The organism is Myxococcus sp. AM010 (assembly GCF_013372585.1).
Classification (GTDB): Bacteria; Myxococcota; Myxococcia; order Myxococcales; family Myxococcaceae; genus Myxococcus; species Myxococcus vastator.
Genome location: NZ_JABXEO010000049.1, coordinates 1 through 14045, shown reverse-complemented (window position 1 = coordinate 14045; position 14045 = coordinate 1). Strand labels below are relative to the sequence as shown.

General features: G+C 69.9%; 13 protein-coding genes and 1 tRNA gene. 7 read left to right on the top strand and 7 right to left on the bottom strand.

The genetic code is table 11. The features are described from left to right. Positions 1 to 111: 111 nt before the first annotated feature. The gene (locus HV826_RS21830; RefSeq protein ID WP_176418941.1) at positions 112 to 1143 is read right to left on the bottom strand and encodes an acyl-CoA desaturase; all 1032 of its coding nucleotides are present in this window, start codon (positions 1141 to 1143) and stop codon (positions 112 to 114) included. An 81-nt stretch (positions 1144 to 1224) separates the two neighbouring features. Further along, the gene (locus HV826_RS21825; protein ID WP_176418940.1) at positions 1225 to 2655 is read right to left on the bottom strand and encodes a TPR end-of-group domain-containing protein; all 1431 of its coding nucleotides are present in this window, start codon (positions 2653 to 2655) and stop codon (positions 1225 to 1227) included. A gap of 95 nt (positions 2656 to 2750) precedes the next feature. On the opposite strand from HV826_RS21825, the gene dusB reads away from it, so the two are divergent. Then, positions 2751 to 3764: a tRNA dihydrouridine synthase DusB gene (gene dusB, locus HV826_RS21820; protein ID WP_176418939.1), complete on the top strand. Its 1014-nt coding sequence runs from the start codon at positions 2751 to 2753 to the stop codon at positions 3762 to 3764. A gap of 63 nt (positions 3765 to 3827) precedes the next feature. On the opposite strand, the gene HV826_RS21815 is transcribed toward dusB, so the two are convergent. Then, entirely contained in the window at positions 3828 to 5135 is a 1308-nt protein-coding gene (locus tag HV826_RS21815; RefSeq protein WP_176418938.1) for a glycoside hydrolase family 1 protein, read from the bottom strand. A 328-nt stretch (positions 5136 to 5463) separates the two neighbouring features. On the opposite strand from HV826_RS21815, the gene HV826_RS21810 reads away from it, so the two are divergent. The 4 genes from HV826_RS21810 to pyk all read left to right on the top strand — a co-directional run bounded on the left by HV826_RS21810 (position 5464) and on the right by pyk (position 9840). Beyond that, positions 5464 to 5712, top strand: a complete 249-nt coding sequence (locus tag HV826_RS21810) for a hypothetical protein (protein WP_176418937.1) — start codon at positions 5464 to 5466, stop codon at positions 5710 to 5712. Between the two features lie 97 nt (positions 5713 to 5809). Beyond that, positions 5810 to 7267, top strand: coding sequence for an NFACT RNA binding domain-containing protein (locus HV826_RS21805; protein ID WP_176418936.1), 1458 nt, complete (start codon positions 5810 to 5812; stop codon positions 7265 to 7267). 117 nt (positions 7268 to 7384) lie between these two features. Next, on the top strand, positions 7385 to 8305 hold the full coding sequence (locus tag HV826_RS21800; RefSeq protein WP_176418935.1) for a hypothetical protein: 921 nt from the start codon (positions 7385 to 7387) through the stop codon (positions 8303 to 8305). Between the two features lie 101 nt (positions 8306 to 8406). Then, the gene (gene pyk, locus HV826_RS21795) at positions 8407 to 9840 is read left to right on the top strand and encodes a pyruvate kinase (protein ID WP_176418934.1); all 1434 of its coding nucleotides are present in this window, start codon (positions 8407 to 8409) and stop codon (positions 9838 to 9840) included. A 4-nt stretch (positions 9841 to 9844) separates the two neighbouring features. Here the strand turns inward: pyk and HV826_RS21790 are convergent, their stop codons facing one another. Continuing rightward, positions 9845 to 11347, bottom strand: coding sequence for an HD family phosphohydrolase (locus HV826_RS21790; protein ID WP_176418933.1), 1503 nt, complete (start codon positions 11345 to 11347; stop codon positions 9845 to 9847). Positions 11348 to 11520: 173 nt separating this feature from the next. Between HV826_RS21790 and rpe the strand changes: the two genes are divergently transcribed. After that, positions 11521 to 12180, top strand: coding sequence for a ribulose-phosphate 3-epimerase (rpe, locus tag HV826_RS21785; RefSeq protein ID WP_176418932.1), 660 nt, complete (start codon positions 11521 to 11523; stop codon positions 12178 to 12180). A gap of 15 nt (positions 12181 to 12195) precedes the next feature. On the opposite strand, the gene HV826_RS21780 is transcribed toward rpe, so the two are convergent. After that, positions 12196 to 12615 carry a two-component system response regulator gene (locus HV826_RS21780; RefSeq protein ID WP_255207995.1) on the bottom strand — a complete coding sequence of 140 codons (420 nt, stop codon included), beginning with the start codon at positions 12613 to 12615 and terminating at the stop codon, positions 12196 to 12198. Positions 12616 to 12835: 220 nt separating this feature from the next. Between HV826_RS21780 and HV826_RS21775 the strand changes: the two genes are divergently transcribed. After that, a tRNA-Pro gene (locus HV826_RS21775) sits at positions 12836 to 12912 on the top strand. Positions 12913 to 13321: 409 nt separating this feature from the next. On the opposite strand, the gene HV826_RS21770 is transcribed toward HV826_RS21775, so the two are convergent. Both HV826_RS21770 and HV826_RS21765 read right to left on the bottom strand, forming a co-directional pair. After that, a complete protein-coding gene (locus HV826_RS21770; protein ID WP_176418931.1) occupies positions 13322 to 13645 on the bottom strand; it encodes a hypothetical protein in 324 nt (107 codons plus the stop codon). Positions 13646 to 13786: 141 nt separating this feature from the next. Beyond that, on the bottom strand, positions 13787 to 14045 hold a 259-nt coding region (locus tag HV826_RS21765), incomplete at its 5' end, for a transposase domain-containing protein (protein ID WP_176418930.1).

The window sequence follows — 14045 nt, the reverse complement described above, 5'->3', positions numbered from 1 at the left end:
ACAGTGGGATGGGCGCCGCTCAAGGTTCGTGACGCGGACGGGTGCAGGGCGGCCGTCCGTCAGGTCGCGCCCATGACAAGCGCGTCGCGGTTTCGCTTCAGCTTCGAACGGCTACCGCCGCTCGAGCAGGCCGGAGGGCGGCGGCGCGGAGGTGGGCAGGTGGTCCGCGGCGGCTGTCAGGGCCTCGCGCACCTTGTCGCCCGCGGCCTTCGCGGCCTTGGTGGCCGCGAGCTGGGCCCGCGCGCCCGAAGCACCCCAGAACCGGGTGGGGGCAGCCAGCGCCGCGCGCTCCGCGTCGGTGTACTTCTGGAACGCGTACTTCGTGGCCTGGGAGGGGAGCCGCAGCCCCTCCACCACCTTGAACCAGGAGAGCACCTTCAGTGAGTAGTAGCTGAGGTCCACCTCCCACCAGAACCAGCCCTGGTTGGCGGTGTTCTGATGGAAGTGGTGGTTGTTGTGCCACCCCTCGCCCAGGGTGACGAGCGCCAGCAGCCAGTTGTTCCGGCTGGTGTCCGTCGTCTTGTAGCGGCGCTTGCCGAAGATGTGGCTGAGCGAGTTGATGGTGAAGGTGCCGTGCCACAGCAGGGTGGTGCTGACGAAGAAGCCCCACACCAGCATGGAGAAGCCGCCGATGAAGTAGAGGGCCACGGCCAGCAGGACGGGCGGCGCCAGGTGGAAGCGGTTGAGCCACACCAGCTCCGGGAAGCGGGCGAAGTCCTTGATGCCCTCCATGCGGGTGTCGTTGTACTTGTCGGAGAGAATCCACCCCACGTGGCTCCACCAGAAGCCCTTCTGCAGGGGCGAGTGGATGTCCTCCGCGTGGTCCGAATAGCGGTGGTGGTGGCGGTGGTGCGCCGCCCACCACAGCACGCCCTTCTGCGCGGACGTGCTGCCCACGAAGGCCATGATGAACTGGAAGACACGTCCCGTCTTGAAGGCCCGGTGGGAGAAGTACCGGTGGAAGCCCGCGGTGATGCCCCACATGCGCACGACGTAGAGGCCGACGCACACGGCCACGTCCACCGGCTTCGCGCCGACGGCGAAGACGAAGAGGCACATCAGGTGGACGGCGAAGAAGGGGACGGAGGAGCGCCAGTTGAGGCGCTCCTCCGCCGCGGGCAGGGCTGGAGACGGTGTCTGCAAGGGAGCCTCGTGCGCTGGGTGGCCGAGCTGGAACCTGCTCAGCCTCACCCCGCATCAACACCCCCGCCTGTCATCCCCCTGTCAGGAGGCGGCGGATTGCCGCAGCTCCGTCAACCACTCCTCGAATGCGGGGTACCCATGGAGCGGCGCCAGGTCCTCGTCGGAGGCGGCATAGGCCCCATCGGTGAAGCCCAGCTCCGTGGCGCGGTGCAGGAGCCGCATCGCGTCAGGCACGTTGCGCGCGCGGGCATGGGCGCAGGCCGCGTCATAGGCCAGCGTGGCGCTGGGCGCGTGCTTCAGCGCCGCCTCGCCCACGGCCGCGGCCTCCGAGTACGCGCCCCGGATGAAGAGCACCCGCTCCGCGCAGGAGAACGCCGCCTCCGGGTCCAGGCCCGGGAGCTTCAGGGCCTCCGGCTCACGGCCCATGCGGATGAGCGTGCCGGCGTACTCGTGCAGCACCGTCCGGTCCGACGAGGCCTGCCAGGCCTGCTTCCACCACTCCACCGCGCGGGCGTCATCACCCACCAGGGAGAAGGACGCCGCCACCGCGTGCGGCTCCACGGGGAGGCCCTGCACCTGCGAGAAGTGGTCCAGCGCCTGGCGGCCCTGGCCCTCCTTCAGGGCGAGCCAGCCCATCAGGTGGTGCGCATGGCTGGCCAGCGGCGGCGTCAGGCCCTCGGTGGCCTCCAGCACGGACGCGCCCAGCCGGCGCGCCTCGTCCATGCGGCCCGCGTCGAGCGCGGCCCGGGCCTCGCGCAGCTTCTCCGCCAGGGGGCCTTCCAGTGTGGCCTCGCGCTGGGCCTGCCCGCCGCGCAGCGCCTCCGCCACCACGCGGAAGGACTGCATGCCGTACATGGCGAAGATGAGGGTGAGCAGCAGCCAGCCCGACCGCAGGCCGAACACCACGGCGCCCACGCACACCAGCAGGGCCAGGCCCTGCGCCAGCACGAAGCCGCGCCGGGGGCCGAACACCCGCGTGGCCAGGGTGGTGGTGATGCGCCCGCCGTCCAGCGGGAGCACGGGCAGCATGTTGAGGACCGCCCAGAAGAAGTTGGCCAGCATGAAGGTGAACAGGAAGAAGTCGAGCGCGGGCGAGCGGCCCTCGAGCAGGGCGTAGCCCACCCCGCTCGTCACCCCCAGCATCAGCCCGAAGAAGGGGCCGGCCGCGGTGATGAGCAGGTCCCGCTTCCACGGCAGGGGCCCTGGCGCGTCCGTGGGGAGCGTGTGGCCACCCATCCAGACGAGGGCGATGCTCGGCCGGTAGCCGAACAGGCGGCTGGCCAGCGCGTGCCCCAGCTCATGGATGAGCACGGACACGAAGACGATGAGCATCCACGACAGGATGTAGACGACCATCGCGCTGGCGTGGCCCAGGGTGGGGGCCCCATCAACCATGCGGAACGGCCAGCCGTTCTGGGCCGCGGGGACGGAGCTCCAGGCCAGCATGCCGGACACGAGCAGGTGGCTGGGGTGGACTTCAACGGGAATGCTCCCGAGCCGAAAGCGGAACATGGGGACGGACCTTAACCGTTAGGACCCCCGAGCGCAGGCACTTGCGCACCGCCTCCTCCATGTCCCTGGCGAATCCGCTAGGTTCCCCGCCCCTCATGCCGCAGCTTGGTCCCTACACCCTGCCCAATCCGTACATCCTGGCCCCCATGGCCGGGGTGAGCGAGATGCCCTTCCGTGTGCTCGCCTTCCGTCTGGGCGCGGCGCTCTGCCCCACCGAACTCGTCAGCTCGCAGGGCCTGATGCGCGCCAACCAGCGGACGTTGAAGTACCTGCGCTACGACGCCGAGGTGGAGCGGCCCTACTCGCTCCAAATCTACGGCGGCGAGCCAGACGCCATGGCGAAGGCCGCGGTGGTGGGGCGCGAGGCGGGCGCGCAAATCATCGACATCAACATGGGCTGTCCGGTGAAGAAGGTGGTGAAGAACGGGGCGGGCAGCGGCCTGCTCTGTGACGTGCCCCGCGCGGCGGACATCGTCCGGCGCATCCGCGACGCCACCGGCCTGCCCGTCACCTGCAAGATTCGCTCGGGCTGGGACGCCCGCAGCCTGAACTACCTCCAGGTGGCCGGCGCGCTCCAGGAGGCGGGCTGCGCGGGGCTGGCCATCCACCCCCGCACGCGCGAGCAGGGCTATTCGGGGCAGGCGGACTGGGGCGTCATCGCCGACCTCAAGCGCCACTTCCCGGAGCTGCCCATCATCGGCAACGGGGACGTGAAGACGCCCGCGGACGCGGCGCGCATGCGGGAGCGCACCGGCTGCGACTTCGTGATGATTGGCCGCGCCGCGCTGGGCAACCCGTGGATCTTCCGCGAGCTGCTCGGGGGCCCGCCCGCCACGCCGCGTGAGCGCTGCGAGCTGGTGCTCACCCACTTCCGGGCGCACCTGGACTTCATGGGGGACCCGCTGGGCGCCGTGCGCTCCTTCCGCAAGCAGCTGGCGTGGTACGCCCACGGCCTGTACGGCGCCGCGGCCTTCCGCGCGGAGGTGAACGGCCTGGACGTGCCGTCGGCGGTGGAGGACTGCGTGCGCCGCTTCTTCACCGCGGCCCAGGTGGACGCCGCGGGCCCCGGTGAAGAGCAGGACGTGGACTACCGCGCGGCCCTGGGCTGAGGGCACGGCGCCGCTCTCTATATATAAGGAGGGAGTCGGTGCCCTTCGTGAGCGGCGCGCCGCTCAAGCGCCCGAGGGGCGGACCGCGTCCGGCGGCACCAGCCTCCTCCCGGTGGCCACGGCGCGGAAGTAGTCACACGCGGGCGTGGGGCTGCGGCGGAGCGTGTCGAAGTCGACGTGGTAGAGGCCGAAGCGCGGGCCCCAGCCCTCCAGCCACTCGAAGTTGTCGAGCAGGCTCCAATAGAGGTAGCCGCGCACGTCCACGCCCTGCGCGCGCGCCGCCAGCACCTGGGCCAGGTGGGTGTGGAGGTAGTGGGGCCGGCGGGCGCCGCCGCGGTCGTCGACGCCGTTCTCCGTAATCCACACCGGCTTCCCGTAGCGCTTCACGTCGCGCAGCGTATGGAGAAAGCCCTCCGGCCAGTCCTCCCAGCCGATGTCGGTGAGGCCCCGGCCGTGGACGTCCCGGTACTTGAACTCGATGAAGGGCGGGCGCGGCACGAAGCGCAGGTGCGCGCGGGTGTAGTAGTTCACCCCGATGAACTCCACGGAGTCCCGCGCGCCGGGGATGTCCGCGCGCGTGGAGGCCACGCCCGGCATGGTGACGCGCAGCTCGCCGGTGGACAGCGCCTCGTGGAACGCATGGTTGTAGGCCTGGGCCCCAAGCCTCACCAGCGCGCGGTCCAACGGGTGCCACCAGCGGTCCGGCGCGAAGGCGAGCATGTTCTGGGAGATGCCCAGCTCCACGCGGCCCAGCCGGGACAACAGCTCCTCCCGGGCGGCCACATGAGCGCGCACCAGGTTCTCCATGGCCCTCATGGTGGTGGGGCCATCCGTGATGCCCGGAGGAATGGCGCCCTGCAGATAGCCCCCCAGCAGCAGCACCATGGGCTCGTTGAAGGAGATGACCAGCGCGTCCAGCCCCTCCAGCAGCGCCGCGCACCGCTTCGCGTACCGGCGGAAGGCGTCCACGCTGGCCGGCTGGTGCCACGGCGTCTCCCGGTGGAACCAGGTGGGGTGCGTGAAGTGGTGGAGCGTCACCACCGGCCGCAGGCCGTGGGCCTTCATCTTCAGGAGCCGCTCCCGGTACGCCTCCAGCGCCGCCTCGGCGAAGCGCCCGCGCTCCGGCTCGATGCGCGCCCACTCCAGGGAGATGCGGAACGCGGTGGCGCCCACCGCCCGCGCCAGGGCGTAGTCCTCCTCGTAGCGGTTCCAGTGGTCCACCGCGAGGCCGCAGCGCGCGTCCGGCTCCTTCAGCCGTCCGGCCCGCTCCCACTCGGACCAGTCGTTCTCGATGCCGCCCTCCACCTGGTACGCGGCGGTCGCGACGCCGAAGGTGAAGTCCGCGGGGAAGGTCTGCTCGGGGGCGCTCATGGGGTGGCGCACCGTAGACGCCGCACCCCACGCGCGAAAAGCGCCGCGCGTAAACGCCGCGCCCGAAAGTGGCCGGGACGTGTCCGGCGCCGGAAACTCGGCCTCGCGCGCGACACCTCGGATGCGCTCGTTAGTGTCCGCGAAGTGGCGTTCGGGACCTCCGGACGCGCTCGATGCCGAAAAATCGGCCTCGCACGCGATGCAATACATCACCATGCGTTGACACACTGGCATGTCGCCCGTACCATTCACTTCAAGCACTCACTCCCATCAAGAAGAGTGCAGGGCCTCGGTTGACTGGGGCCAACCACTGAACCGGAGGATTCTGATGGCCGCTAAGAAGAAGACCGCTGCGAAGTCCGCGACCAAGAAGGCTGCCAAGACCGCGAAGGCGGCGAAGTCGACGAAGGCGGCGAAGTCGGCGAAGAAGACGACCGCTCGCAAGACGGCTGGCAAGACCGCGACCAAGAAGGCGGCTGCCAAGAAGACCACCCGCAAGGCGGCCAAGAAGGCCCCGGCTCGCAAGCGCACCACCAAGGCCAAGGCGGCGGCGGCCCCGGTTACCCCGGAGTCCTGAGCAGTCCCGTCGTCATGAGCGGACGGTAGTTGACGTCCGGTGAACGGCTCGGCGAAACCCGCCGGGCCGTTTTCATTTTCAGGACCCGGAGTGCCCCATGTCGCTGCGTCCCGTGGAGCTGGAGCAGGTGGTGGCGGAGGTGGCGGAGCACCTCACCGGCGCGGTGGCGCAGAAGGCCTGGTGTCCTCTTCCCAGGCTCGCCTACGTGGAGCTTCGCGTCCCGGGTAGATCCATCCTGTTGTGCCTGTGCGCCGAGGGTGACCTGGCCCGGGTGTCCGTGGCGGAGGAGCGCTTCCCCACGCCGGGCGAGCCCGCCCCCTTCCAGCGGTGGCTGCGCCAGGAATTGACAGGCTTCAAGCTCCAGGGCGCCTGCTTCATGGACGCAGCGCGCGTGGTGGCCTTCGACTTCGTGCGCGAGGACGTCCGCAGGCGGCTGATCCTGGAGGTGGGCGCGCCCGGTGGACTGCTGCTGCTCAGCGACAACGGCCGCGTGCTGATGCTCTCCGGTGAGGGCTTCGCGCAGCGCCGGGGCCTGCATCCGGGCGCCGCGTGGACGCCACCGGAGCCGCCGCCTCCCGAGGCCCGCGAGAAGGCCCGGAGCCAGCCGTCGCGGCTCGCGCCCCAGGACTCGGATGCGCTGCCGTATTCCCAGGCCGCGGAGCGCCTGCTCGGAGCGCGCGACAAGGCCAGCCGCTCGGAGACCATTCGCCGCCGCCTGGCGCAGCCGTACCGCGCGCGCCTCAAGCGCGCCTCCCGCACGCTGGAGAAGGTGCGCGCCGAGGCGGCCCGAGGGCCGGACGCGGAGAAGCACCGCGAAGTGGGCGAGCTGCTGGCGCAGAACCTCTACCGCCTCAAGCGGGGCGCCACCGAGGCGGTGCTCACCGCCTATACAGAGGAGGGCGCGAAGGAGGTCCGGGTGACGCTGGACCCGAAGCGCACCCCGAAGGAGGAGGCGGACTGGCGCTTCCACCAGTACCGGCGGTTGCTGCGGGGCGTGGAGCAGGCGCGTCACCGTGAGGCGGAGCTGGCGCGCGAGGTGGCGCACGCGCAGGAGGCGCTCGCGCAGCTCGAGCGGATGGAGGACGCCGCGCTGCTGTCGCAGGCGGAGGTGCTGCAGCTCCCCAGTGGAGGCGAGGGCGCGCGGGAGGGCCGGCCCTTCAAGGAGTACGTGGGCCATGGCGGGGCGCGCATCTGGGTGGGGCGCGGCGCGGAGGACAACGACGCGCTCACCTTCAAGGTGGCCAGGCCCTGGCACCTGTGGCTTCACGCGCGCGGCGTACCCGGCAGTCACGTGGTGCTGCCGCTGGAGAAGGGGCAGGAGGTGGCGCAGGAGGTGCTGCTGGACGCGGCGCACCTGGCGCTGCACCACTCCGGGGCCAAGGGCGAGCCGCGCGGCGAGGTGAGCTACGTGCCCGCGAAGTTCGTGCGCAAGGTGAAGGGCGGCGCGCCGGGGCAAGTCACCTTCACGCGCGAGAAGACCTTCGTGGTGCGCATGGAGCCCGAGCGCCTGGAGCGGCTCCTCAAGTCCCGGCACGCGGAGCCGCCCGCGCCGTGAGGACGCGTCGTACGCTCGCCTGCCGCTCCCTCCTGTAGTGGACGCTGCGTGTGAGCGCGGTTGACGGGCTGACGGTGGGGAGGCGGGCAGGGGACCGCCGCCCTTGAGTCCCCGGAAGTGCGGGGTACGATGGGCAGCCGCGTGTCCCCCGAGCCATTTCGCCAGACGTCGCTCTTCCCTCGAGGCCTCTCCGCCGCCAGCCGCGCGGCGGAGGGAACGGCCGTACCCCGGCCCGAGGGGGGACCTGCCACGCCCGTGACGCCCGCGCCGCGGCCCGTCGCACCGCCCGTGCCGCTGCCGCAGCGCAACCTCCTGCCCGACGAGGCGCCCCGCCTCGTCACGCGTCCGCCCACGCGGGAGGAGCTGTGGACCCGGGCGGAGTCGCTGGCGTGGCGGCTGAGCGCGGAGCTGGGCATGCCGGTGCGCCTGTCGGTGACGGACAACCGCTCCACCATGGTGTCCTTCCGCCGGGGCTCCGCGGTGCTGGCGCTGCGGCTGCATCACATGTTCCTGGACGCGCCGGAGCCGGTGGTGCGCGCGGTGGCGGACTACGCGGGCCGGGGCCACCGCGCCGCGGGCGTCATCCTGGACGAGTACATCCGCGGTCAGCAGCCGCGCATCCGCCAGCTGCGCCGCGAATCCGACGCGGACCTCAACCCGCGCGGGCGCTGTTTCGACCTCCAGGCGCTTTACGACGCCACCAACCGTGATTTTTTCCAGGGCCTCATCCAGGCCCGGATTGGCTGGGGGCGCATGCCTCCGCGCCGTCGTCGCAAGTCCATCCGCCTGGGCGTCTACGACCACCAGACGCGTGAGATTCGCATCCACCCGGCGCTGGACACCCCCGAGGTGCCCTCCTACTTCGTGGAGTTCATCGTCTTCCACGAGATGCTCCACCAGCTCTTCCCGAGCACGGGCCGGAGCGGCCGTCGCGTGCACCACCCGCGCGCCTTTCGCGAGCGCGAGAAGACCTTCCCGCATTACGCCGCCGCACTGCGTTGGGAGCGGGAGAACCTGGGCGTGCTGCTACGCGGCTGAGCGCAGCGCTGTTCGCTGGCTCATTTACCGTTTTACCGAGCGAAGCGGCCCATGCAGCGTGCTTGACGCTGCCGTTAGGGAAACCCATCCTCACTGGCTCTATGCGAAGAGCGAAGATTGTCTGCACCCTCGGTCCCGCCAGCCAGAGCCAGGAGATGCTCGAAGCGCTCCTGGAGAACGGCATGGACGTGGCTCGCCTCAACTTCTCCCACGGCAGCCACGAGCAGCACGCGGAGAACATCGCGAAGCTGCGCGCCGCGTCGCTGAAGGTCCGCAAGGCGGTGGGCATCCTCGGGGACCTGCAAGGCCCGAAGATTCGCACCGGCCGGTTCGTGAAGGGCAGCACGGAGCTGAAGGAGGGCGGCACCTTCCACATCACCACGGACGAGACAGTCCCAGGCACGGACGAAATCGTGTCCACCACGTACCCGCTCCTGGCCGCGGACGTGAATCCGGGGGACCGCATCCTCCTGGATGACGGCCTGCTGGAGCTGAAGGTCCTGGAGACGGACAAGCAGAAGCTCATCCGCACGCAGGTCATCCACGGCGGCACGCTGAAGAACAACAAGGGCATCAACCTGCCCGGCGTGGCGGTGCGCGCGGATGCGCTGACGCCGAAGGACCGCGAGGACCTGGTGTTCGGCATCAAGGCCGGCGTGGACTTCATCGCGCTGTCCTTCGTGCGCCAGCCGTCGGACCTCGACACCGCGCGCCAGGCCATGGCGGAGGTGGGCCGCTCGGTGCCCATCATCGCCAAGCTGGAGAAGCCGGAGGCCATTGCCCGGCTGGACGCCATCCTGGACAAGACGGACGGCGTCATGGTCGCGCGCGGCGACCTGGGCGTGGAGATTCCCCCCGAGGAGGTGCCGGCCGTCCAGAAGGACATCATCCGGCGCTCCAACCTGCGCGGCCTGCCCGTCATCGTGGCCACGCAGATGCTGAACTCCATGATTGACAACCCGCGCCCCACGCGCGCCGAGGCCAGCGACGTGGCCAACGCCGTGTTCGACGGCGCGGACGCGGTGATGCTGTCGGGCGAGACGGCCAGCGGGAAGTTCCCCATTGAGTCCGTGCAGATGATGGAGCGCATCATCCTGGCGGCCGAGTCCTCCGCCCGCACCACGCATTCGCTGATGCGCGCGCTGGAGACGCCGCTGGGGCTGCCCGACCACTTCCCGGACGTGATCGCGCGCGTGGCGTGCGAGGCGGCCAAGGCGAGCAACGCCTCGCTGATCGCGGCCTTCACGCTGTCGGGGGTGACGGCGCGCCTGCTGTCGCACTACCGGCCCACGGTGCCGATTGTCGCCTTCAGCCCCAACCAGGAGGTGCGCCGCCGGCTGGCGCTGCTGTGGGGCGTGGTGCCGCGCGTGCTGGAGCCCATCCAGGACACGGAGGCCATGGTGAAGCGCGTGGAGGAAGAGCTCCTGGCGCGGGGCCTGGGCCGCAAGGGCGACCGCATCGTCATCGTCTTCGGCGCGCCAGTCGGCCAGCCGGGGAAGATCAACAGCCTGCGCCTGCACACCATCCAGGGCTGAGCGGCTACTTGATTCCCTGGAGGACCTTCCGGGGGATGTCGGCCTCGATGAAGACGGCATAGAGCGCCGGGTCCAGCTGCCCGGCGTCGGACTCGCGGCGGAGGATGTCGAGCGCGAGCGTGTGCGGCACGGCCTTCTTGTAGGGCCGGTCGCTGGCGGTGAGCGCGTCGTAGATGTCGCAGATGGACATCATCCGGGACTGGACGGGGATGGCCTTCTCCGCGCGCGGGTAGCCGGTGCCATCCAGCTTCTCGTGGTGGGCGTAGGCAATCTCCGGCACCCGGCGCAGCGTGCGCGTCCACGGAATCTGGGACAGGAAGCGGTAGGTGTGCTCGACGTGGCTCTCGATTTCGCGGCGCTCCTCGGGAGAGAGCGTGCCGCGGGCGATGGAGAGCGACTGGATTTCCCCGGGCAGCAGCAGGGGCTGGGCCTTGTCGTGGGCATCCAGGAAGCGCAGCGCGCCCAACTCGTGGAGGCGCTCGAAGTTGCCCTGCGCGAGCACGGTGGGGCGGTTGCAGGAGAGGATGAACTCCAGCACCTCGTCCAGCTGCCACGACTCGCGGGCGAGCCGCTCCTCCTCCTCGGCTTCGATTTCCGCCAGGTTCGCGTGGCCGCGCAGCTTCACCGCCGCGATTCGGCGGCGGTAGCTCTGCAGCTGCAAGTCCTTGCGGGCGAGCTGGAAGCGGGCGCGCAGGCCTTCGAGCTCGTGGGGGTAGAGCTTCTCCGCCTTCACCAGCACGGGCTCGCGTACGCCCACCTTGCCGAAGTCATGGAGCAGCGAGGCGTAGCGCAGCTCCTGAAGCTCCCCGGCGGAGAAGCGCGTGTGGGCGTAGGGGCCGGTGGACAGGTGCTCCAGCGCCTGGGCCAGGGCCACGGTGAGGTCGGCCACGCGGCCGGAGTGGCCAGCGGTGGTCGGGTCTCTGGATTCAATGGCGACGACGGAGGCGGAGACGAAGCCCTCGAAGAGGCGGTTGATGTCCTCGTGGAGGAGGGCGTTCTCGATGGCGCCCGCGGCCTGGGCGCCCAGGGCGAGCAGCAGCTCCTCGTCCTCGGCGTTGAAGCTGGCGCCGTCCAGCTTGTTGAGGGCCTGGAGGACGCCCGTCACCTCGCCGCCGGCGTCGCGCATGGGGACGCAGAGGATGGTCTTCGTCTGGTAGCCGCTGGAGACGTCGAACGAGCGGTTGAAGCGGGCGTCGGCGTAGGCGTCGGGGATGTTGATGACGGCGCCCGTCTGGGCCACCTGTCCGGCGACGCCGCTGCCCACCGGGAGGCGGATTTCGCTCTTGGAGCCCTGGGCCACCTTGCTCCACAGCTCGTTGCGCTCGCGGTCCAGGATGAAGAGCGAGCAGCGGTCCGCCTCCACCACCTTGGTGGCCTCGAAGAGGATGAGCGGCAGGAGCAGGTCGAGGTCGCGCTCGGCGCTCATGGCCTTCGCGACATCCAGGATGGACGTGAGCTTCGCCAGGCGACGGTTCAGCTCGGGCAGTGGGGCGGGTTGAGCGAGCACCAGCGGCTCCGTGAGAAGCGGCCGGCGGGCCGCGAAGGGCTACAAAGTTCTATCATGGGTAGACAGCACGCTGCCCTGGAGGGCCCACCTGGCAGCTCCCTGGCTGTCGGATGGACGTCGCCGCGTTGCGTTCGGCCTTAGCCAGCGCGCGCGTTGCGGTTATGAAGCGCGGCATGAGCCGCCGCCCCGTTCGCATCTCTCCTTCGCTTTTGTCCTGTGACTTCGGCCGCTTGGCCGAAGAGGTCCGCGCCATCGAAGCCGCCGGTGCGGACTGGGTTCACGTAGATGTCATGGATGGCCGGTTTGTGCCGAACATCACGATTGGGCCCGTGGTGGTGGAGGCCATCAAGCGGGTGGCGACGAAGCCGTTGGACGTGCACCTGATGATTGTGGAGCCGGAGCGCTACGTGGAGGCCTTCGCGAAGGCGGGGGCGGACGTACTGACGGTGCACGTGGAGGCCAGCCCGCACCTGCACCGGACGCTTCAGCAGATTCGGAGCGCGGGGGTGAAGCCGGCGGTGGTGTTGAACCCGGGCACGCCGCTGTCGGCCATTGAAGAGGTGCTGGGCGACGTGGACATGGTGCTGTTGATGAGCGTGAACCCGGGCTTCGGTGGGCAGGGGTTCATCGAGGCCACGGTGGAGAAGGTGCGCCGGCTGCGCGGGATGTTGGATGCGCGCGGGCTGAAGGACGTGGACATCGAGGTGGACGGCGGCATCAACGCCACCACGGCGAAGCGGGTGGTGGAGGCCGGGGCCACGGTGCTGGTGGCGGGCAGCTACGTCTTCGGCGCGAAGGACTACGCGGAGGCCATCCGCTCGCTGCGCCCGTGAGGCGCCGCCGGCCTCTCAGGTGCGAGGCCGCGCCACGGAGGAGGCGAGCCGGGCGACGCGGGTCATGAAGGTGGGGTCGAAGGGCTTCACCTCGTAGTCGTCGGCGCCGAGCTCGAAGCAGACGTGGCGGGTGAACTGGTCCTCGACGGCGCTGAGGATGATGACCTTGCAGTCGCGGGTGTTGGGGTCCTGCTTGAGCTGGGCGAGCAGGTCGCGCCCGTCCTGGTGCTGGTTGATGTCCAGGATGATGACGGCGGGCCGGTGCTCGCGGGCGAGCTCCAGGACGCGCTCGGACGTGGTGTCGGAGATGCAGTTCAGCCCGGACCGTTTTCCCTCGCGGGCGAGGGCGGAGACGATGAGGGGCTCGTCATCGGAGATGAGGACGACGGGGGGCGGCGTCATGGCATCGCGGTGCAACAATGCGGTCTGCCTCATGGATGTAGCTGGGGGGTAAATTATCAGGGAGTACAGGAAATTCTTGGTCTTGGGAAGCGGAGTCGGCGGTCACCCGGGCAGGGCCCGGCCGGCCGCTCGCTTTGGGCGGGGAGGGGCGGAAGAAAAGGTGATCCGAGGACGTTGACTCGGCTGGGCGGCTCGGGTACTACCGCCCACACTTCGCCGGTCCCGAGAAGGACCGTCCGGCGAGGCGACATATCGGGGAGTGGCTCAGCCTGGTAGAGCACTTGGTTCGGGACCAAGGGGTCGCAGGTTCAAATCCTGTCTCCCCGACCACGTCATGAAGCGGGCTGGAGGCCGAGAGGTCTCCAGCCCGTTTCTTTTTCGAGACTCTGGCGTCGTTTCGTCCTGGAGCCAGCTGGCCGTTTATATAGGGGTCGGGCTCGGGCGCATGGGGTGCTGAGAGTTGTTTTCGTGCCAAGCCAGAGCCTGGACGGCCTTCGCTGGAATTCCCACCAGCGCCAGCCGGGAGCAGAAAGCGTGGCGGAGGATGTGGATGCCTCCCGTCACCTTCATCCTGGCCAGCCGCCGGATGCGGCTCATCCACTTGTTCAGCAGCACCTGGGTCACCTTCGCGTGGCTATCGGTCCGCCGGAGATGCGCTCGCCCCGGAGGGGCCGCTTCTTGCGGAGGGCGTCCGTCAGCCGCGCGGTCATGTTTTCCTGCCGGGCCCGTCCGCCCTTGGTCAGGGTGACGTACCCTCCCACTCCGAGCGGCGGACGTGATTGAGGCTCACGTCCGTGTGCTCCAGGGCGATAATCTCCCCGCAGCGCAGCCCCGCCTCGCCGCCGAGCAGGGTGAAGGCGAGGTGCTGGCGGCCCACCTCCGCCGCCGCCTCCTCCAGCCGCTCGAACTCGTGCGGTTCGTAGAACGCCATGGCGGAGGGCGCTACCTCCAACCGCTCGAGGGTGGCCGGCATCTGCCCGATGACGCCCCACTTGAGCGCGGTCTTCAAGACTGTGTTGAGCACCACCAGCACGTTGTTGACCGCCTTCGGACCGCGATCCACCAACTTCGCCTTGAGTTTTCCCATCTCGGCGTTGGTGATGGTGTCCAGCCGCAGCTCGGTAACCGTCCGGTGGACGTCGTGCCAGGAGGCTTGATGACGGACGAGGACCGTGTTCGGCGCGCGCCTCGACGAGCGAGCTGTTCAGTGACTGAGCTGGAGGGGCGAATCGGGCGGGTCGGCGGCGCGTCGCCGCTTCCACTCGTGGGGTAGCAGCTCACCGATGCGCGAGTTGGGGTGTGTCTGCACGCGCAGCAGGACGTCCGCGAGGTATGCCTCGGGGTTGACGCCGTTGGCCTCGCAGGAAGCCACCAGGGCGTAGAGTCCGGCGAGATTCTCCCCCGCTGCCTCGTGGCCGACGAATAGAAAGTTTTTACGGCCCAGGGCGGCTTTCCGTAGCGCC